The following is an 18,527-nucleotide window of genomic DNA, read 5'->3' as shown; positions in this document are numbered from 1 at the left end:
GCCGGCTCAAGGCGCTGGTGCAGGAAGGCGTGCTCTCGCGCGAGGACGACACGGCGGGCGGCGTCGAGTACCGGCTGACGGACAAGGGCATCGCCCTGTGGCCGGTCGTGCACTCCCTGATGAACTGGGGGGAGTCCTTCTACTCCCCGAACGGCGTCAAGCGCCTCCTGAGCCACGACCTCGACGGGGGACACCTCGATCATGACGGGCGCTGCCGGGAATGCGGCGCGGTCGTCCCGGTCCAGGACATCCGCTCCGAACCCGGACCGGGCTACCGTCCCTCAGGACGGGACGCCGATCCCGTCTCGGGCGCGATCAACACCCCGCGACGGCTGCTCGAGCCCATCGTCACCTCGCGCACGCCCGCCCAGGGCCGGGGGCGCGGCTGAGGACCCCGTTCGCGTGCAGTGCGGCGGCGGGAGGGGTCGACGGCGATCCGTGGGGTAGAGCACCGGATGGCCGCATCGGCCGAGCGACGTCACGTGGGGAGGCGACATGGTTCCGGCCGCGCTGCTCGTTCTGGCCGTCGCGTCGGTGGCCTTGGCGGGCGTCTTCGTCGCGGCACGTGAGAGCCGGCGCCGTGCGCTTCGGGAGCGGTCCTACCCTGATCACGTCCGGCGTCGCCTTCAGGCGCGCAGGGAGGGGGGCCCTCCGGTCGACGCAGCCGGCCCGGCCGCGGAGCCGGCACTGTGGCTGCGCCTGGGGGCGTCCGCCGGTGACGACGACGACCGTACCGACCGCCTCGTGGACGAGCTCTGTGCGATCGGCCTCTTCCACGGGTTTCTGACCCTGGAGGGGGAGAAGGACCCGCGGACCCGGGAGATCGGAGCCGAGCTGGACGGGATGGGCGGGAAGCAGGAGATGCTCGACGCCCACCACCTGGTGCGGGCCCGACTCGGCCGGGTGCACGCACGCGAGCTGGAGGCCGCGTGGGACGGGATCGGTTCGTGGCTCGGATAGCCGTCCGCCCGGTTCCAGGGGGCGGCGTATCGCGACGCCGGAGCCGTCCTCGGCAGCCCCGTTCACCGGGCCGGTCCCGTGCGCCTTCTCCGCACTTCACTCAAACGGGCAGCGATACCGTCTCCACGAACTGGTCGCTGTGCCTGGTTCTTCGGGAGTCGTTCGGCGGCGAGCCCTGATGATCGATGTCGGCGGCTTTCGATGTCACTCATGTGCTGCGGAGGCGTCCGGCGAGCCGCTGAGTGGCAGTCCTGCGGCGCTGCCAGGTCGCGGGAGCCGACTGTTCCTGGTTCCCGCCTGGGTGGTTATCGGGTGCGGATACCGACCTTCTCCGGGAACCGGCGTTGTGAAATCGTCAAGCGATGACCGAACCGAGCAGCGACGACGGCCGCACCTTCCGGCGCGAGACAGAGCGGATCGTCAACGAAATCGCCCAGGGGCTCCGCACGTTGGATGCCGGTGTCGGCTGGTTCTCCGGCCTCGCCCCGACCACTCAACAGGAGGTACTGCAGGAAGTCGCCGGCTATGCGATGCAGGCGCACATCACGACTGCGGACGGCCGTGCGGGGGTGGCGCGGTCCGGTGTGAAGCCCACGGCCAACCCCGCGGTAATGATCTGCATGGACCCGCCCCGCCATGGGTTCGCGGGCCTCCCCGCCGCCGAACACGTCAAGGCTTTCCGCGTCCTCGTCTCCGTGTTCGCCGTTGCCGACACTCGCCGCCGCGATACGTACTGCAAAGGCGCTTGCGGACATGCTTGGCACAACCTGCCGGCAGCGGCCGAGCAGCCGTAGCATCGGCCTTCTCTCACGACCCCATGCGACTATCCCTGGGGAGCTTGATACGCCCCTCGCTGAGCTGATGATGCAGCGACTCGGTCACACATGCCTCCTTGACCGGACCAACGTCATCCAGCGCAACGAGCCAACGAAGGTGCAGTCAACACACCTTCGGCGGGTCGGTGACGCGACCGCGGCGTGAGGACACCGGTGCCGCGGGCTGACACCGGCGGCCGCAGGTGGCCCCTGGTCACGACTATTCTCGGACGATGTCGAATCGTTCAGTGGCGGCGGGAGTCGGTCTCGCCCGGGTGATGGCGCATTGCGGCGGAAACCCCGTCCAGGCCGTGGAACTCCTCGTGGGGGCGATAGCCGCGGCCCCCGCGGCTCCGGAACCCCACGAGGCCCTCGCCGAGTTGTGGCGGGACCGGCCCCCGGAGCTGAGGAAGAGGCTCGAAGAGGACGGTTCCCTGAGCGCCGTGCTGGCGCAGGGGTACTTCTTCTTCCTCGAAGGGGACCTGGACGACGCGGTGATGACCCTCGGCTCGGTCACGGGCGCGCGGCCCGACGTGGCATGGGGCGCCGCACCCTGGTTCGGCGACGCGCGCTTCCTCGACGGGGTGAGTGCCCAGGCGCTGGCCGAGGCGTGCCTGCGCGTCCTGGACCACGGCCACGACCTGGACACCGACGGGATGCGCGAGCGGTTCGCGCCCTGGTTCCACGCCCTCGACGTGGTGTCGGCGCGCGCGCCCGTCCCGGAGTCGCTGGCCGCCATGGCCCGGCTGCCCCGTGCCTGCGGCCGGTACGAGCTGACCTTCGCGCTGTGCGACCGCGCCGACGCCGTCGCCCCGGTCATGTGGACCGCGGTCGCGCGAGCGGCCACCTGGCGCGTCATGGGCGAACCCGACCAGGCCGCGGCCGCCTTCGAACGCGCCCTGGTCCTGGACCCCGCCAACTGGTCCCTCTACCTGGACCTGGCGGACGTGCGTGCCGGGCAGGGCGACTTCTCCGCGGCCGTGAGCCTCGTCGAACGGGGCCTGGAGCACGCACCCGACGAGGTCTCCCTGCGCGCCGCCGGCGCGGCCTACCGCACGCGCCTGACCGGCTCGTCCGACGACCTGAGGGCCCTGATCGCCCTGGCGCCGCGGCTGGCGAACACCGCCTACCGGAACCTGCTGATCGACTGCGCGTGTGCGAGGCCGGAACTGCCCCGGACACTCGTGGCCGAGGCGCGCGGCATGCGGGAGGGCTGAACGGGCCGTCGTGCGCACCGGCGCCCGACCGCGAGGCGACGCGGTGGCCCGGCTACTTCGCGGGCTGACGTGCCGGACGCCGCAGGGAGTGCGGCTCGGCGGGCGGCTGCTCGCCGCGGATGTCGGCGAGGAGCGCGGTGATGGCGGCCATGATGTCCTCGGTGGCGCCCTTGAGGACGTCGGGGGTGAGGTCCTTGCCGTGGTGGCGGCTGAGGTCGACCGGCGGCCCGGCCACGACGTGGACCGTCTGGCGGGGCACCAGCCACACCCGGCGGTCGCCCCGGCCCCCGCGCGCGTACGGCGGCGCTATGCGGTGGGCGCCCCACTGGGCGACGGGGATGACGGGCGCGCCGGTCGTCAGCGCGATGCGCGCCGCGCCGGTCTTGGCGGCCATCGGCCACAGCTCCGGGTCACGGGTGACCGTGCCCTCGGGGTAGACCGCGACGCACTCGCCCGCGTTCACCGCGGCGATCGCGTCCCGGAGCGCGTGCGCGGCGTCGGCGGTCCCGCGGTGGACGGGTATCTGGCCGCTTCCGTGCAGCACCATCCCGACGAAGGGGATCTTGAAGAGGGAGGCCTTGGCGAGGAGGCGGGCCGGCCGGCCGCTGTTGTACTGGTAGTGCCCGTAGGTGAGCGGGTCGAAGTACGAGATGTGGTTGACGGCGGTGACGAAGCCGCCCTCGGCCGGCATGTGCTCGTGCCCGCGCCACCGGTGTCTGACGAGCACGAACAGCACGGGCTTGGCGATGGCCGCGGCCAGCCGGTACCAGAATCCGTAGGGATTGCGCGATCTGCCGGTCACCCCGGGTCCTCCTCTGCTCGGGCGGCGTCGATGGGCGCCGCTCGTCGTGTCGTTGCCCGGTACGTGGCAGACCGGTCGCGGGTCAGGCGTCCTCGTCGGGCGGTCTCCGTTCAGGATGGCCGACAATGTACTTGACCATGCAAGAGCCTAATTGCTGCATGGGGCAACGATCAACTCGCCCCGGCTCCGGGGAGCACGCCGGCAACGGCCGCACGATCCACTGCCGGGACGAGGGCAGCGTGAACCGCTGGAACCACTGAGCGCGGGCCCGGCCGTGGGGGCGTCTCGGCGCCCTCGGCGAACCGCTTGTCCGGCGCCGCGGGGCAGGCGTGTGGTGACATGCAGTCATGGCCTTCCTCGGTGTCGACATCGGCACATCCAGCAGCAAGGGCGTCCTGGTCGACGCCTCGGGCACGGTGATCGCGACGGCGGTGCGCGAGCACGCCGTCTCCCGCCCGGCGCCGGGACACGTCGAGATGGACCCCGAGGTGTGGTGGGGCGAGTTCTGCGGGATCGTCCGCGAGTTGCTGTCCGGCGGTGGACGGGCGGCACGGCCGGTGCACGTGGAGGCCGTCGGCGTGAGCGGCATGGGCCCGTGCGTCGCGCTGGCCGACGCCGCGAACCGGCCGTTGCGCCCGGCCGTGCTCTACGGTGTGGACACCCGGGCCGTCGCGCAGATCGCCCGGCTGGACGCCGAACTCGGCCGCGAGGCCGTGCTCGACCGGTGCGGCAGCGTGCTGTCGACGCAGGCGGTGGGCCCGAAGGTGGCGTGGGTGGCCGAGCACGAACCGGAGGTGTTCGCGGCGGCGCGGCGGCTGTTCATGCCGTCGTCCTTCCTCGTCCACCGGCTCACCGGCGCCTACGTGCTGGACCATCATTCGGCCAGCCAGTCCGTCCCCTTCTACGACACCCGGGCGCAGGAGTGGTACCGCCCCTGGGTGGACGCGGTGTGGCCGCACGCGGAGCTGCCCGAGCTGCGCTGGCCCGGGGACGAGGCCGGGACGGTCACCGCCGGGGCGGCGGCCGCGACCGGGCTCGCGCCCGGTACGCCCGTCCTGACCGGCACCGTCGACGCCTGGGCCGAGGCCGTCAGTGTGGACGCGACCCGGCCGGGGGACCTGATGCTCATGTACGGCACGACGATGTTCCTCATCGCGACCGTCACCGGGCAGGTGCGCGTGCCGGAGTTGTGGAGCACCGTCGGCGCCTGTCCCGGGACGCGTTCCCTCGCCGGTGGCATGGCCACCTCCGGTGCCGTCACCGAGTGGCTGCGCGGTCTCTTCGGTGCCCCCGACCGCGCGGCGCTGCTCGCGGAGGCCGCGGACAGCGGCCCCGGCGCGCGGGGGCTCGCGATGCTCCCGTACTTCGCGGGCGAGCGCACCCCGATCGCCGACCCCGACGCCCGCGGGGTGATCGCCGGCCTCACCGTCGAGCACACCCGGGGGGATCTGTACCGGGCGGCGCTGGAGGCCACCGCGCACGGCGTACGCCACAACGTCGAGGCCATGGAGCAGGCGGGCGCCGCCGTCGAGCGGGTCGTCGCGGTCGGCGGAGGCACGCGGGGCGGGCTGTGGACCCGGATCGTCTCCGACGTCACCGGGCTGCCCCAGGACATCCCCACCGTCACCGTCGGCGCCGCCTACGGTGCCGCCCGGCTCGCCGCACGGCGGGCGGACGAGGCGGCGACCGCGCACTGGAACCCGGTACGTGACCGGTGCGTGCCCGACCCGGCCGCGAGCGCCGCGTACGACGGGCTGCACGCCCTGTACCGGGAGCTGTACCCGGCGACGCGTGACGCGGTCCACGCCCTCGCCCGGTTCCAGCGTGAGGCCGCGGGCATCGCGGGTACGGGGTCCGGCCGGACGTCCTCCGGGGCGACCCGCACGGCGGGTGGGTGAAGCGCGGGTCCGTGGATGCTTCGGGCCGGACGCCTGGGGCCTCGCCGTCCGGTCAGGTCAGCTCGTCGGGTACGGGGACGCCGAGGTGGGCGAGGAGCACGCCGACCTTGCGGTCCAGCTCGCGGCCCACTTCCGTGATCTCCGGCCGGCCGAGCGCGGCGACCGTGTCGCTGGGCCGGTCGATCGCGAACACCGCCTCGCCGGAGGGGGATTCGTGGATCGTGGTGCGCAGGGGCGCGTACATCAGGGCACCGGCGTCGTGCCGGTACATGCGCTCGGCGATGGTGTGGTTGCCCATCAGGTACTCGGTGCAGCGGGCCGCGTCGCCGGCCACGCCGAACAGCGGCTGGGCGTCGAACTTCCAGTAGATCATGAAGCCGTGCGGGGCTCCCTCGTCGGCGAGCCGGCGCACGGCACTCCAAGGAGCCCGTTCAGTGACCAGCTCGAAGGTGTGCCGGTAGTCGATCGGGGGGACGGCCTGCTCGAAGCGGGTCCGGAACTGCTCGTAGTCCGCCCCGACGGGGATCTCCAGCCGTGTGACGGAACGGGGGAGTGCGCGGATCGCGGGGTGCGTCGTCGTGGTGTCGTGGACCATGATCTGCTCCCTTCTGGCTTGCCTTACACCAGCCAGGCTAGGGCGCGCGACAGGCTTTCGCAACAAAAGCCAGAAAACGGGCATCGTCGACGTCGTGCGTGGCGATCCCGGGGCGGGTCAGGGGGTCGAGGCGGCGCCCAGGACCTGGGTGACGTCACCCCGCCAGGGCCTGACCCAGGCGGTCTCGGAGCGCGGCACGCGCTTCCGGCAGCGCGGGCAGCGCCGGCCGGGTTCGATCGACTCCCCGCACGTGCTGTGCACGAGACGCATCGGCCGCGTCGGGGCCGCGGGCTCGCTGTGCGCGTCGCCCCAGACCATCATGGCGTGCAGCACCGGCAGCAGGTCCTCGCCCGCCCGCGTCAGCCGGTACTCGTCGCGGGTCCGGCCGCCGCCCTCGGGCCGGTAGGGGACGCGTGCGAGCAGCCCCGACTCGACGAGTTGCCGCAGCCGGCTGGACAGGACGTTGTCGGCGATGTCCAGTTCGGCCTTGAACTCGTCGAAACGCGTCATCCCGGCGGTGGCGTTGCGCATGATCAGCAGGGTCCACCGGTCGCCCAGGACGTCGGCGGCCCGGCCGATCGGGCACGGGCCGTCGGCGGTTCCACGACGAGGGCCTGGCATGTCGCACCTCCAGACTTGCTCAAAGCAAGCCTAGACCTTTGCCGCTCGGCGCGAGGCCGCTTACCCTCATTGGTAAGAATCGGGACAATCAAGACTTAGTACCACCCTTTTCCCCTCGCGCGAGGGCGGGCCGCCGGGGCGTCGCACCGCGGTCCGGGCATGGGAGTGATCGTGAACGCACGTTTCGCAGGGAAAGTCATCCTCATCACCGGAGCCACCTCCGGCATGGGCTGGGCGACCGCGGAGCGCGTCGCCGACGAGGGTGGGAAGCTCGTCCTCGCGGCCCGCGGCCGTGAGGTGGGCGAGGCGCTGGCGGCCGACATCCGCGCCTTCGGCGGCGAGGCCGTCTTCGTGCGCGCCGACGTGACCGTGGAGGCCGACGTGGCGGAGGCGGTCCGCGTGGCCCTGGGCCGCTACGGCAGGCTCGACGGCGCCTTCAACAACGCGGGCGCACCCACCGCGGACGGCCCCGTCACCGAGATAGACAGCAGTGCCTGGCACGCGGACATGGCGGTGAACCTCACCAGCGTCTTCTACGCGCTCAAGCACGAGATCCCCGCCCTCCGGGAGAGCGGCGGCGGCGCGATCCTGAACAACGCCTCCGTCTGCGGGGTGGCCGCCTACCCGAACCGGGCCTCCTACAACGCCGCCAAGCACGGTGTCATAGGGCTCACGCAGTCGGCGGCGCTGGACGTCGCCCTGGCCGGCATCCGGGTCAACGCCCTGATCACCGGCGGCGTCGACACTCCCCTGTCGCGCGCCCTCGCGCTGACCGACCCCAACCTGACCGACCCCGACGAGTCGCCGGAGGACTCCTGGCGCACGGCCGAGGCGATGCACCCGCTGGGGCGGATGGCCCGGCCGGAGGAGATCGCCGCGTTCGCGGCTTTCCTGCTGAGCGACGAGACGGGGTTCATCACTGGCGCCGCGCTCGCCATCGACGGCGGGATGACCGCCCGCCTGTAGTGCGTGACCCGGGACGGCCGGGGGCGGCGGCCCGGGTCCCGGCAGGCCCTTCCGGTCCGTCAGCCGCCGGTCGTGGAGCGGCGCCTGCGGGGCGTGGCGGACTCCTCGGACCGCTCCGTCTGCAGCGTGGTGATCCGCCGGAAGGCGGCCTTGAAGCGCGCGTACTCCCGCTCGCCGAGCTCTGCGGCGTGACGCTGCTCGATGCCGGCCATGATGGCGTCGGACTTGCGCATCTGGTCGCGTCCCAGGGCGGTGGGCACGATCAGCTTCGCGCGCCTGTCGCTCGGATCCGGGCGGCGCTCCACGTAGTCGAGGGCTTCGAGTTCGTCGATCAGGTTGCCGATGACCTGCTTGTGGGTGCCCGACAGCCGCGACAGCTCCGTCGCCCGGCTGCCGTCCTCGTCGATGTACCCCAGGACGGCACCGTGCTGGGGGCGCAGCTCGGGGTGGCCCTGCTCGGCGAGCTTCTCGAAGAGTTCCTTCTGGACGGAGAAGAGCAGGCGCGCGGACATGATCCCCACGTCGGGATCCGTCACTTTCCGTTCACTGCGCCGCACGTCCGGCCGCCCTTCCGCGTCCCGTGGAATTCACTGGGGTCGATCGTAGTGGCGCGGCCTCTCCGTGTGCCGCCCCCGGCCGCCGACTTCACGCCCGCGTCCGCGTTCGCGTCCGTGTTCCGTCGCGCCGTCCCGCCGCGTCGTCGTTCGAGCTTGCAGCCGTTCCCGTGGACGCCTAGAGTGAATAGTCAAGATCAGTGACTATCAATTTTGCTCACCAAATGCGTTCCGCGCACCACCCGTCAGGAGCTGTGGATGTCTGTGATCGAGCTGACCACCTTCGTGGTCGCACCGGACAGGACGTCGGACATGCTGTCGGCGTTCCGCAAGGACCGCCGGGGCTTCGTCGCCGCGCGCCTCGTACGCGTCGCCGACGACACCTGGCTGGACGTCGTCGAATGGACGGACGCCCTGGCCTTCGACGAGTCGCGCGCCAAGGGGGCCAACCTCCCCGAGATCGGCGCGTTCTTCGCCACGATCGACCACCTCGTCAGCGCCGAGAGCGGTGTGCGCTACGACGACGACGCCGACGGCTCCCGGCCGGTGCGGACCATCGCCTACGGAAGCGAGCCCTCCCAGGTCGGAGAGCTCTACCTCCCCGAGGGCGAGGGGCCCTTCCCCGTCGTGGTCCTGGTGCACGGCGGATGGTGGACGGCCATGTTCGACCGCCGGCAGGTCGTACCGCTCGCCGAGGACCTGGTGTCCCGCGGCTACGCCGTCTGGAACGTGGAGTACCGCAGGATCGGCGAACCCGGTGGCGGCTGGCCGGGGACGTTCGAGGACATGGCGGCGGCCGTGGACGCCGTCGCGCACCTCGACCCGGCGGTCGACGCCGGCCGTGTCCTGGTCGTCGGGCACTCGGCCGGCGGTCACCTGGCCGCCTGGGTCGCGCACCGCTCCGCCCTGCCGGACGGCGCCCCGGGCGCGCGTCCCGCGGTCAAGCCCATCGGCGTGGTGACGCTGGCCGGGGTGCTCGACCTGGTCCACGCCGACTCGGTCGCGCTCGGCGAGGGCCTGACCGACTTCGACGGCGACGTCCCGTCCAACGCGCCGCCGCCCTCCCACCCCGACGTGTGGCCCGCGGTCGCGGCGCGGGCCGGGCGCGGCATCACCCGCCTGCTGCTGGGCGGGAGCGTCGCGGAACACGGGGACCGGTACGCCGTCGCGTCCCCCGTCGAACTCGCCGGGGGCGGGGTCCCGGTCCCGATGCTGGTGGTCCACGGCTCGGCCGACGAGGTGATCCCGCCGGTCTACGCGCAGACCTACGCCCGTGCCGCCACGGCCAAGGGGGCGGACGTCACGCTCGTGATGTCGCCCGGCTCGGACCACTTCGACGTGATCGACCCGGACGGGCACGCCTGGGGCGTCACCCGCGCCTGGCTGGACGAGCGGCTGCGGCTGTCGAGGGGCGCACTGCCGGGCGGCGACTGACCGGGCCGGATCCGGGAGGCGCGACCGCCCGGTGCCGGGGCCGCCGGTGCGGCCCCGGCGGCGGCCCCGGCGCGGGGGAGGAGCCGTCACGTGCCGCCGTACGCGGCGGAGATCTGGCCGACGAGGACGGCGAACGGCATGTCGAGGGCCGCGTACACCGCCCCGGCCTCGGGCGCGGCGTTGTCGCCGAGGATCTCGACCATGAGGGTCGCGTAGTCGCTGACGATGACCCCCGCCTGCTGGAGCCGGATCAGGCCCGCTTCCCGCTTGGCGTTCGAGAACGTCCCGGACGCGTCGAGCGCCACGTACGTGTCGTACCCCTCGGCGGCGGCCGCGATGGCCGGCAGCGAGGCGCACACCTCCAGGGAGATGCCCGTGAAGACGAGCTTGCGGCGCCCGGTGGAGGTGATGGCCTCGCGGACCCGGTCGTCGTGCCAGGCGTTGACCGTGCTCCGGTCGATCACCTTGACCGTGTCGGGGAGCACCTCGGCCAGTTCGCCGATCAGCGGGCCCCACAGGCTCTCCGCGGAGGTCGTGGTGACGACGGTCGGGACGTGGAGGACCTGTGCCGCCTTCGCCAGGGCCACCACGTTGTGCTTGAGCTCCAGCAGGTCGGTGTCCCGGACACCGCTGTAGAGGCACACCTGGTGGTCGACGAGGACCAGCGCGCTGTTGTCGGGGGTCAGGAACTCGTGGAACTTGCTGTCCGACATGCTGCACACTCCTGCAGTCGGGGATGACACCGTCCAAAATAGTCAAAATAGGTGACTTCTTTCGACGCTAACCCGCACCCTCGCCGTGTGCAAGCGCAGGGCGGCCCCGGAGCCGCCGCAACCCGCGGGACGGCGCCGCGGGTGAGGGTGGCGCGCGGGCCCGTGCGGTGCCCCGGGGCGTTTGACCCTGGCGGCGGTCGCGGCTTAGGGGTGTTTGACCCATGCGCGGCACCCGGACCGGCTGGCAGCGTGACGCAAGCAGGGGCATGCAGCGCGCACGAGCGCATGCCGCGTCACTCGTTCGTCTCGCACAAAGGCGCAGCAGATGGAAACAGCAACAGGGGCCGAAGAGCCGGACCGCGGGTCCGAGGCCCTCAGCCGGCGGAAGTTCGTCGTCCTGGCGGGTTCCGCCGTCGTGGCGGTCGGCATCGGCGCGGGCACCGCCCAAGCCGCCTCGGGGCCCGCCTCCGGGTCGAGCGGCAAGGTCAAGCCGGCGGCCGGGGTCTCCGCCTCCAAGCGGAACAAGGCGCCCAAGGGGAAGTGGCTCGCGGGTGACACCCACGTCCACGACGACCACTCCTCGGACGGCAGCGGCCCCCGCCAGACCTCGCACCAGACACTGCCCGGCAACCTCCCCGTCGGCGACCAGATCGCGCAGGGCGAGAAGGCCGGCCTCGACTTCATGCCGCTGACCGACCACCGGACGTACGACCAGGTCTGGGACCCGCAGTGGAAGTCGTCCGAACTGCTGCTGATCCCGGGCGAGGAGGCGAACGGCTCGCCGCACGCCATCGTGCTGGGCAACGTGGACGTGATCGTGGACGGCGCCAACCCGCCCGGCTCCGCGGCCTTCCGCCACGTGCAGCAGTCCGTCTGGGACGCCCACGCGCAGGGCGCGGTGTGGTCGCAGGCCCACCCCGACGACGGCGAGTACACGCCGGCCGCGGGCCCGAACGCCAACGCCAGCGTCCAGGGCGCGGACCTCGTCGAGGTCCTCAACGTCTCCACCGGCCCGGACGAGCAGGTCGAGTACGCGGAGAACCGCTGGAACGCGGGTTTCCGCTTCGGCGTGGCGGCGGCCAGCGACTGCCACTTCCGCGAGCTGTGGGACATCGACTCCCCGGGGACGCCCACCACCCACGTCTTCGCGGCGGAGCGTTCCGTCCTCGGCGTCCTCGACGGCTTCCGCAGCGGCCGCACCACGGTCGCGCAGAACACCGCGGGGCCGTTCCTGACGATCGAGGCCGACGTCGACGGCGACGGCGTGTTCGAGGCGATCGGCGGCGACGAGGTGGTCGTGGCCGACCGCAAGCTGCCCAAGAAGGCCACCCTGCGCGTGAAGGTGAAGGGCGGCAAGGGGACCACCGTCCACGTGTACGCCGCTCCCGGCCGCTCGGCGGGGCCCGTCGCGACCTACCGGCCGCAGCGGGCCAACGAGAGCTACGAGCTGCCGCTCGTGCTCAAGGGCACGGACCACGGCTGGTTCCGTGCCGAGGCCCGTTCCCCCGGCGACCCCTCCGGTTCCGACGCCGACCCGAACCTGCCGGACCAGCTCCGCGGCGCCACCTCGCCGGTCTTCGTCTCCGTCGGCGCGCCGGCCGCGCCGCGGCCCGAGATCCCGCTCCCGGCCGCCGACACCGCCGGTGACGCGGCGGAACTCGTCACCGGCGAGGCGGGCACGTTCACCGGCTTCTCAGACGTCGCGGTCGTCGGCGACATCACGCACGTCGTGGCGGAGGTGCACGAGGACCACGCGAGCAAGGTGGTCTACCGCCGGGTCGACGCCAAGGGCAGGGTGACCAAGTCCCTCACGCTCTCCGGCCGTTCGGCCACCGCGCGGTTCCCGCGCATAGCCGCCGCGTCCGACCGCGTATGGGTGGTCTGGCAGGACGAGCTGGGCAAGGAGCAGCCGCACCGACCGGTGATCCTGCTGGCCCACAGCGCCGACGGCGGCAGGTCGTTCAAGGCCCCGGACAAGATCAGCAAGGGCAAGGGGCGTGCCGTCCACCCGGCGCTGGCCCTGGTCGACGGGCGTCCGCTGGTCGCCTGGTCCGACAACAGCGGCGGCGCGTTCGACGTGTACGCGCAGATCGTCGGCGTCGACAGGGCCGCGGTCAACGTCTCCTCGGCGGGCAAGGCCACCAGCCCCGGCGTTCCCGGCGACGCGCGCTCCCCGCGCTACCCGGCCTCGCTGTTCCCGGCGATCGCCGTCCACGACGGCCGCCACGCCGTGGTCACCTGGCAGGACGACCGCTACGACCCGGACCCGCTGTGGACCGGCCACACCCCGCCCGCCGGTCAGCCGGCCGGCGGCGGCACGGATCCCGACAACTGGCAGCTCCTGGCGTCGGTGCGCAAGGCACCGGGCCGCGCCTGGGGCAACCCGGTCCAGGTCAGCCGGGTCAGTGACCGCTCCGACCGGCACCCGGGCCTGACCGTGGACGAGGACGGCACCTTCGTCGCGATCTGGGAGAGCGGCGCGCTGCAGAGCTCCGGCTCCAACCTCCAGCTGCGGGCGAGCCGCTCCACCGACGGCGGCACCACGTGGACGGCGTTCGAGAACGTGGCCCTCGACGCCGACGCGATGAGCCAGCGGGCCAGGCTCGGCGTCGACCCCGACGGCACGGTCCGCGCGGTCTGGTACGACTCCCGCTCGGCCGACTGGCGGTGGAAGGTCTTCACCGCCACCCTCGACCGCGCGAAGGGCTGGTCCGCGGCCGTCCAGGTGAGCCACCGGGGCAACAACACCTGGCCCGCCCTGCACCGCGGTGTCGTGGTCTTCACCAGCGACCGCGGCGCGACCCGTGCGCAGCGCGACGAGACGCACCAGGTCTTCCGCGTGAAGCTCGTCTGAGCCGCCCCGCCCCGCTCCCGGGCCTCGTTCGGATCGTCAGGCAGCGCCTGACCCGTCCGGGCGAGGCCCGGCCGTTCGCGGTGGCGGGGTCGCGCTAACTCGACGGGTCGTCGGTCTTGAGCGCCTCGCCCGTGTTGCTGATGAAGACGACCAGCAGTTGCGCCGGCTCCGTGCGGCTGGCGTTCTCCGACAGCACGTGGTGGGCGCCCGGCGGCTCGACCCAGAACTGGCCCTGCCGGTAGGTGTGGACCGGCTCGCCGGCGAGCTGGCTGCGCACAGTGCCCTTGAGTACGTAGGCGTAGACGAAGGCGTCCCCGTGACGGTGCGGGGGCGTGGTCCCGTTCGGCGGGTAGTCGACGATCGCCGAGGTGAACGACTTGCCCTTGACGTCGGGCAGTGCCTGTTCGAACTGGATGGACAGCTTGTCGTTCGGCCTCGTCGACGGTCCCGGCGAGACCGCGGCGGCCGGCGCCTCTCCGCTGACGTCCTGCGCGGAGGGGCCGCAGGCGGCGAGCGCCGCCATGGTGAGGCCCAGGGCGAGAAGGCCTCGACGGAACGCCATTCGGGTCATGGGGGCGCTCTCCTGTCCTGTTTCGCATGCTCCGATGTGCGCGCGCAGAGCGGCCCGGAACGGCATGGACGGATTCCGGTCCGTGCCTGCACGTCGCAGCCGGACCCATCGAGGAGCCTAAAGCGGAATCCGCCCGTCCGCCCGGGCAGCACTCGCCCCCCGGTGGAAATCCGGGTGCGCCCGGCCACGGCCGGCTCCTATCGTTCCGGGCATGCGCGTCGTCTTCACCAAGGGCCCCGGTACGAGCTACGGCATCGCCGTGCACCGCGAGACCGGGGCCGCACTCGCCCCGCGCAACGGGCCCGGTGGGCATCCGTACCTCCCGCACGACCTGGTGCACTTCCTGGTCGAGACGGAGGCGGGCATCGGGCTGGGCGTCTACGGACGGCTGGCCGCCGGGGACAACGGCCTGTTCTGGCCCGCCGACCCCGAGGAGCGCGCCAAGGCCGCCCGGCGCCGCAAGTCCAGGCCGGTGAAGCCCTCGCCGCGGGCCCAGGCGGACATGGCCCGTTCGGAGCAGCTGGCCGACGTCGCCCTGCGGGTGTGGGAGGTCCGGCGCGGCCACGCACGTGAGCTCCCCGCGTACATGGCGGCCGCCGGCGTTCCCGCGGTGGTCGACCGGATCGTGGTGGCGTTCGACGCCCACGCCGACCGCTGGCACGCCCTGCCAGTGGGGGGTTCGCTGACGGTGACGTGGCCGGGGGACACCGCACCCCCGGGACGGGTCCCGGGGGCTTGAGCGCGGCCTCGCCGGTGTGCGCCGTCGGACGGTGGTGACGACCTCGTCGCCGGCCGTGGGCCGACGGACGTCAGGCGCGCGACCGACGTCCGTGCGGGAACCGTCGCCCCGGGGCGGCGCGCAGCCAGGCTCCGGCCACGATGCACACGGCGGCCGCACCGTACGCGCAGGTCTGAAGGGGGATGCCGGGCAGCAGGCCGCCCCCGAGGTAGAGGAGGGTGCCGGCGAGGGTGACGGACAGCCACTCCCAGCGGCCGTCCAGCGCGACGAGGCCGACGACGAGCAGCGAGTACCAGGGGTAGTTGGGCGACACCAGCAGCAGTGCGGTACCGGTCAGCGCGAGCGCACCGCGCCACGGGCGGGCCGGGTCGCCGCGCCACCACACCTGCAGGGCCAGCAGGGCCAGCAGCACGAGGACGACCACTCCCGCGGCGGAGTCCGGCAGCAGCAGACGCAACAGGGCGAAGCGGTGCACGTCACCGGGTTCGTAGCCCTCCTCCCGCAGGTAGCCGGGCAGATAGCCCAGGACGCCCGCGCCGGACCCGGCGACGTAGGGGAGGTAGGCGAAGGCGACCACCGCGACCGTCGCCGTCACCGTGCGCAGGATGCGGGCCGGACCGCGCTCCCCGGACAGCGCGCCGGGCAGGGTCAGCAGGGGCAGCACCTTCACGGCGACGGCGGCACCGAGGAGCGCGCCGCGCCGGGCCCCGGCGCCGGCGGTGCCGAGGGCGAGCACGGTGAGCAGGACACCGAGGGCGTCGATGTGGGCGTTGTTCACCGCTTCGAAGGGGACGGCCGGGCACCACGCCCACAGGGCGGCGAGTGCCGGGGCCCGGCGGGGGTCACCGCGCCGGCGCAGCACCGCCAGCAGGGCGACGGTGGTGGTGAACGCCAGTACGGCACCGCCCGCTTGGAGCGGCTTGTGGCGGCTGCCGGACGGCGAGAGGAGATGGACGGCGGCGAACCAGCCTTCGGCCACGGGCGGGTAGACGGTCGGCACGTCGGGCCGGTTGATGCGGGTGCACGAGCCGCTGTCCGTCCGGGTCAGCCCCCAGCCCCGGCAGGAACCCGTGGTGGGGAACAGCCAGTCGTCACGCAGCCCGGCGAGTTCGCGCGCGGCTGGAGGACGGGCGTACGGGGAGACCCCGGCGGCCTGGACACGGCCGTCCCATGCGTAGCGGTACATGTCGGTGCTGGTACGGGGTGGCGCGGCCAGTCCGGCCAGTGCCACGGCGGCCGCCCCGGCGAGGACGAGCGCGGTGGCGGCGCGTGCCGGGACCTTGCGGACGGCCCACGCCGAGGCGGCGAACAGCGTCCAGGCGACGGCGTATCCGGCCAGTATCAGGCCCGGGTCGCTCCGGCTGTCGCCCACGCGCAGGGTGCCGACGACGACGGCGGTCAGTGCGGCGAGGAGCACCGCGACGGCGATGGTGCGCACGCGGGCCGGCGCGCGCTCCACGGATGCGACGGGCGGGACGGTCGGCGGCTGAGGGGACCGGTGGTGTGCGGCGGTGGCGTCACTCATGCGCGTCGGGCCTCCCGGTGGTCCTTGGGGCCCCGCCGGGGCGGCGCAGTTCCACGAACGGGCGGTCCTCGCAGGTCCACCGGGCGGCCGGGACCCAGCCCGTCGCCCGGGCGGTGCGCAGCAGCGCCGTGGTGCCGAGGCGGGCCCAGGGAAACGGACGGCCGTGCCGGCCTCCGGCGTCCTCGACCCGTACGGTGAGGCGCTCGTCCCGGTCGTGCGGCGCGGCCTCCGCCAGCAGACGCCCACCGGGCGCGACCAGGGCGTGCAGGCGGGTGAGGAGGGCGGGCGGGTCGCCGCCGATGCCGATGTTGCCGTCCATCAGCAGGACGCTGCCCCAGCGGCCCTCCCCGGGCAGGCGGTCGAAGACGGAACGGCGTACGGCGGACCCGCCGTGCTGCCGGGTCCGGGCCACGGCGGCCTGGCTCACGTCCACGCCGAGCGCCCGCACCCGGCGCGCGGCGAGGGCGGCGACCAGGCGTCCCGGTCCGCAGCCGACGTCGAGGACGGGGCCGGTGCACCGGTCCAGCACGGTGGTGTCGGCGGCGTCGGCGGGGCCACACCAGCGCTCGACGTCCAGCGGCAGCAGTTGCCCTGCCCCCGCAGTGCCGTCCGGTGCGCCGGGGGCCGACAGGTGGCGCAGGAAGAGCGGGCCCCGGCCGGTGCGCAGGGCGTGGGCGTAGGGGTCGTCCGTCCACGGCTCGCCCGGCTGCTGCCCGACCGGACGGGCCCGTACGGGGAGGCCGCCGGGGCGCTCCGGCTTGCGGGTTCTCCAGCGGCCCGCTGTTCGCGTCGCCGGTTCGGCGAGGACGGGGTCCGGGCTGCCTGCCGTCCCGCTCATCGGCCCGCCACCGCGAGCGAGTTCAGCGTCGTGGCGAAGTGCGAGCCGGGCGGGCAGCAGGCGGCGACCTCGGCCGTGTCCGCGGCTGTGTCCACGTCACGCAGCACCGGCAGGTCGCGCACGCTGAGCCCGGCCTCGACGAGCCGGCGCCGCTGCGTCGCACCGGTGCGGTCCGTGGACATCGGCACGCCGCGCACGAGGGCCGCGGCGCGCCCCGGTTCGGCGAAGCCCAGCGCCCAGAAGCCGCCGCCGTCCTCGGCGGGGCCGAACCAGGCGTCGTGACCGTCCTGCCCGGCCTCCGCGAGGAGTTCCACGGTCAGTTGCGGGGTGTCCATGCCGACGAGGAGGGCCGGTCCGCCGTCGCAGAGGGCGAAGGCGGCGGCGATCCTCTCGTCCAGGCCGCCGCTCTCCTGGCGGACGACGTCGATGCCGGGCGGCAGCCACGGACCGGGAGCACCGTCGAGGACGAGGACCCGGCGGCGGGCAGGGGCCCTGAGCACCGTGCGCAGCGTGTCGGTGAGGGCCGCCTCGGCGAGTGCGGCGGCTTCCTGGGCCGTGTACGGGGGAGTGAGCCGTGTCTTGACCCGTCCCGGCACGGGTTCCTTGGCGATGACCAGCAGCGTGGCGCGGCCCGCGGCCGGCTGACGGGGGCTCATCGTGCCGTCCCCCGTGCGGTTTCCGCGGTCGCCGGTCCGGCGGCGGGAGGTTCGCTTGCGGGAGGTTCGGCGAGCACGGAACGCATGTCCCGGACCGCCTGCCAGGTGCCGCGCCAGGTGCCGGTGACCTTGGAGCGGCCCGTACGCGGAAGGTACGGCACGTCCGTCTCCTCCACCCGCCATCCCGCGTCGGCGGCACGGACCACCATCTGCAGGGGGTAGCCGGAGCGGCGGTCGGTCAGGTCCAGGGCGAGCAGGGACTCGCGGCGGGCGGCGCGCATCGGTCCGAGGTCGTGGAGGCGCAGGCCGGTGCGCCGGCGGACCAGCCGGGCCAGTTCCAGGTTGGCCAGCCGGGCGTGCAGGGGCCACGCGCCTCGCGTGACCGGCCTGCGCCGGCCGAGGACGAGGTCGGCGGTGCCTGCCAGGACGGGTCCGGTGACGGAGGGCAGCAACGAGGGGTCGAGGGAGGCGTCGCAGTCGCAGAAGCAGACAACGTCGGCCGTCGCAGCGGTGAGTCCCGCATGACACGCGGCACCGAAACCACGCCGTGGCGCGTGGACGACGCGGGCCCCGAGGGCCCGGGCGATGTCAGCCGAGCCGTCGGTGGAGCCGTTGTCGACGACGATCGCGCGCCAGCCCTCGGGGATGCGGTCCAGCACCCACGGCAGGGCCTCGGCCTCGTCGAGGCACGGCAGTACCACGTCCACCGGGACGGAGGGAGAAGGGGATGTCTCGATCACCCGACTCACCCTACGGGCGCAAAAGCCAC

Annotated in this window: 18 protein-coding genes and 1 pseudogene; 9 read left to right on the top strand and 10 right to left on the bottom strand. The window is 73.5% G+C overall.

Going from position 1 to position 18,527, the window contains the following annotated elements; genetic code table 11:
- Nucleotides 1-8: 8 nt before the first annotated feature.
- From ACFZAU_RS15475 to ACFZAU_RS15460, 4 genes and pseudogenes are all read left to right on the top strand, one after another.
- Nucleotides 9-389 (top strand): annotated as a pseudogene (locus ACFZAU_RS15475) (winged helix-turn-helix transcriptional regulator); the annotation flags it as partial.
- A 355-nt stretch (nt 390-744) separates the two neighbouring features.
- Nucleotides 745-960 carry a hypothetical protein gene (locus ACFZAU_RS15470; protein WP_500552568.1) on the top strand — a complete coding sequence of 72 codons (216 nt, stop codon included), beginning with the start codon at nt 745-747 and terminating at the stop codon, nt 958-960.
- Nucleotides 961-1,322: 362 nt separating this feature from the next.
- Entirely contained in the window at nt 1,323-1,754 is a 432-nt protein-coding gene (locus tag ACFZAU_RS15465; RefSeq protein ID WP_500552567.1) for a DUF5958 family protein, read from the top strand.
- 254 nt (nt 1,755-2,008) lie between these two features.
- The gene (locus tag ACFZAU_RS15460) at nt 2,009-2,992 is read left to right on the top strand and encodes a tetratricopeptide repeat protein (protein ID WP_500552566.1); all 984 of its coding nucleotides are present in this window, start codon (nt 2,009-2,011) and stop codon (nt 2,990-2,992) included.
- Between the two features lie 52 nt (nt 2,993-3,044).
- Here ACFZAU_RS15460 and ACFZAU_RS15455 read toward each other — a convergent pair whose 3' ends face one another.
- Entirely contained in the window at nt 3,045-3,794 is a 750-nt protein-coding gene (locus ACFZAU_RS15455) for a lysophospholipid acyltransferase family protein (protein WP_500552565.1), read from the bottom strand.
- Between the two features lie 347 nt (nt 3,795-4,141).
- On the opposite strand from ACFZAU_RS15455, the gene ACFZAU_RS15450 reads away from it, so the two are divergent.
- Nucleotides 4,142-5,692 carry an FGGY-family carbohydrate kinase gene (locus ACFZAU_RS15450; RefSeq protein WP_500552564.1) on the top strand — a complete coding sequence of 517 codons (1,551 nt, stop codon included), beginning with the start codon at nt 4,142-4,144 and terminating at the stop codon, nt 5,690-5,692.
- Between the two features lie 52 nt (nt 5,693-5,744).
- Here ACFZAU_RS15450 and ACFZAU_RS15445 read toward each other — a convergent pair whose 3' ends face one another.
- Together ACFZAU_RS15445 and ACFZAU_RS15440 are read right to left on the bottom strand one after the other, a co-directional pair.
- Nucleotides 5,745-6,287 carry a DUF302 domain-containing protein gene (locus ACFZAU_RS15445; RefSeq protein WP_500552563.1) on the bottom strand — a complete coding sequence of 181 codons (543 nt, stop codon included), beginning with the start codon at nt 6,285-6,287 and terminating at the stop codon, nt 5,745-5,747.
- A gap of 117 nt (nt 6,288-6,404) precedes the next feature.
- Complete coding sequence (locus tag ACFZAU_RS15440; RefSeq protein WP_500552562.1) at nt 6,405-6,908, bottom strand: winged helix-turn-helix transcriptional regulator; 504 nt, start codon at nt 6,906-6,908, stop codon at nt 6,405-6,407.
- A 171-nt stretch (nt 6,909-7,079) separates the two neighbouring features.
- Here ACFZAU_RS15440 and ACFZAU_RS15435 point away from each other — a divergent pair, with 171 nt between their 5' ends.
- Nucleotides 7,080-7,874: an SDR family NAD(P)-dependent oxidoreductase gene (locus ACFZAU_RS15435; protein ID WP_500552561.1), complete on the top strand. Its 795-nt coding sequence runs from the start codon at nt 7,080-7,082 to the stop codon at nt 7,872-7,874.
- A gap of 59 nt (nt 7,875-7,933) precedes the next feature.
- Here the strand turns inward: ACFZAU_RS15435 and ACFZAU_RS15430 are convergent, their stop codons facing one another.
- On the bottom strand, nt 7,934-8,410 hold the full coding sequence (locus ACFZAU_RS15430) for a MarR family winged helix-turn-helix transcriptional regulator (RefSeq protein ID WP_500552560.1): 477 nt from the start codon (nt 8,408-8,410) through the stop codon (nt 7,934-7,936).
- Nucleotides 8,411-8,686: 276 nt separating this feature from the next.
- Here ACFZAU_RS15430 and ACFZAU_RS15425 point away from each other — a divergent pair, with 276 nt between their 5' ends.
- Complete coding sequence (locus ACFZAU_RS15425) at nt 8,687-9,862, top strand: alpha/beta hydrolase family protein (RefSeq protein ID WP_500552559.1); 1,176 nt, start codon at nt 8,687-8,689, stop codon at nt 9,860-9,862.
- A gap of 86 nt (nt 9,863-9,948) precedes the next feature.
- On the opposite strand, the gene ACFZAU_RS15420 is transcribed toward ACFZAU_RS15425, so the two are convergent.
- The gene (locus tag ACFZAU_RS15420; RefSeq protein WP_500552558.1) at nt 9,949-10,575 is read right to left on the bottom strand and encodes an isochorismatase family protein; all 627 of its coding nucleotides are present in this window, start codon (nt 10,573-10,575) and stop codon (nt 9,949-9,951) included.
- A 325-nt stretch (nt 10,576-10,900) separates the two neighbouring features.
- On the opposite strand from ACFZAU_RS15420, the gene ACFZAU_RS15415 reads away from it, so the two are divergent.
- A complete protein-coding gene (locus ACFZAU_RS15415) occupies nt 10,901-13,429 on the top strand; it encodes a CehA/McbA family metallohydrolase (protein ID WP_500552557.1) in 2,529 nt (842 codons plus the stop codon).
- A gap of 94 nt (nt 13,430-13,523) precedes the next feature.
- Here the strand turns inward: ACFZAU_RS15415 and ACFZAU_RS15410 are convergent, their stop codons facing one another.
- The gene (locus ACFZAU_RS15410; protein ID WP_500552556.1) at nt 13,524-14,000 is read right to left on the bottom strand and encodes a cupin domain-containing protein; all 477 of its coding nucleotides are present in this window, start codon (nt 13,998-14,000) and stop codon (nt 13,524-13,526) included.
- A gap of 211 nt (nt 14,001-14,211) precedes the next feature.
- Here ACFZAU_RS15410 and ACFZAU_RS15405 point away from each other — a divergent pair, with 211 nt between their 5' ends.
- On the top strand, nt 14,212-14,739 hold the full coding sequence (locus ACFZAU_RS15405) for a hypothetical protein (RefSeq protein ID WP_500552555.1): 528 nt from the start codon (nt 14,212-14,214) through the stop codon (nt 14,737-14,739).
- Nucleotides 14,740-14,809: 70 nt separating this feature from the next.
- Here ACFZAU_RS15405 and ACFZAU_RS15400 read toward each other — a convergent pair whose 3' ends face one another.
- From ACFZAU_RS15400 to ACFZAU_RS15385, 4 genes are read right to left on the bottom strand one after another with little or no spacing between them, the layout of a single operon-like run.
- Nucleotides 14,810-16,264, bottom strand: coding sequence for a glycosyltransferase 87 family protein (locus tag ACFZAU_RS15400; protein WP_500552554.1), 1,455 nt, complete (start codon nt 16,262-16,264; stop codon nt 14,810-14,812).
- Nucleotides 16,257-17,102 carry a methyltransferase domain-containing protein gene (locus ACFZAU_RS15395; RefSeq protein ID WP_500552553.1) on the bottom strand — a complete coding sequence of 282 codons (846 nt, stop codon included), beginning with the start codon at nt 17,100-17,102 and terminating at the stop codon, nt 16,257-16,259. Before ACFZAU_RS15395 ends, ACFZAU_RS15400 begins: the two co-directional genes overlap by 8 nt.
- Nucleotides 17,099-17,758, bottom strand: a complete 660-nt coding sequence (locus ACFZAU_RS15390; RefSeq protein WP_500552552.1) for a TIGR04282 family arsenosugar biosynthesis glycosyltransferase — start codon at nt 17,756-17,758, stop codon at nt 17,099-17,101. Before ACFZAU_RS15390 ends, ACFZAU_RS15395 begins: the two co-directional genes overlap by 4 nt.
- On the bottom strand, nt 17,755-18,495 hold the full coding sequence (locus ACFZAU_RS15385) for a glycosyltransferase family 2 protein (protein ID WP_500552640.1): 741 nt from the start codon (nt 18,493-18,495) through the stop codon (nt 17,755-17,757). The genes ACFZAU_RS15390 and ACFZAU_RS15385 overlap by 4 nt, the downstream gene beginning before the upstream one ends.
- Between the last annotated feature and the right edge of the window lie 32 nt (nt 18,496-18,527).

It is taken from the genome of Streptomyces sp. NPDC008238, from assembly GCF_042956445.1.
In the GTDB taxonomy this organism is placed as follows: Bacteria; Actinomycetota; Actinomycetes; order Streptomycetales; family Streptomycetaceae; genus Actinacidiphila.
Note: the sequence above shows the minus strand (reverse complement) of the source record. Positions and strands in the feature narration are given on the sequence as shown.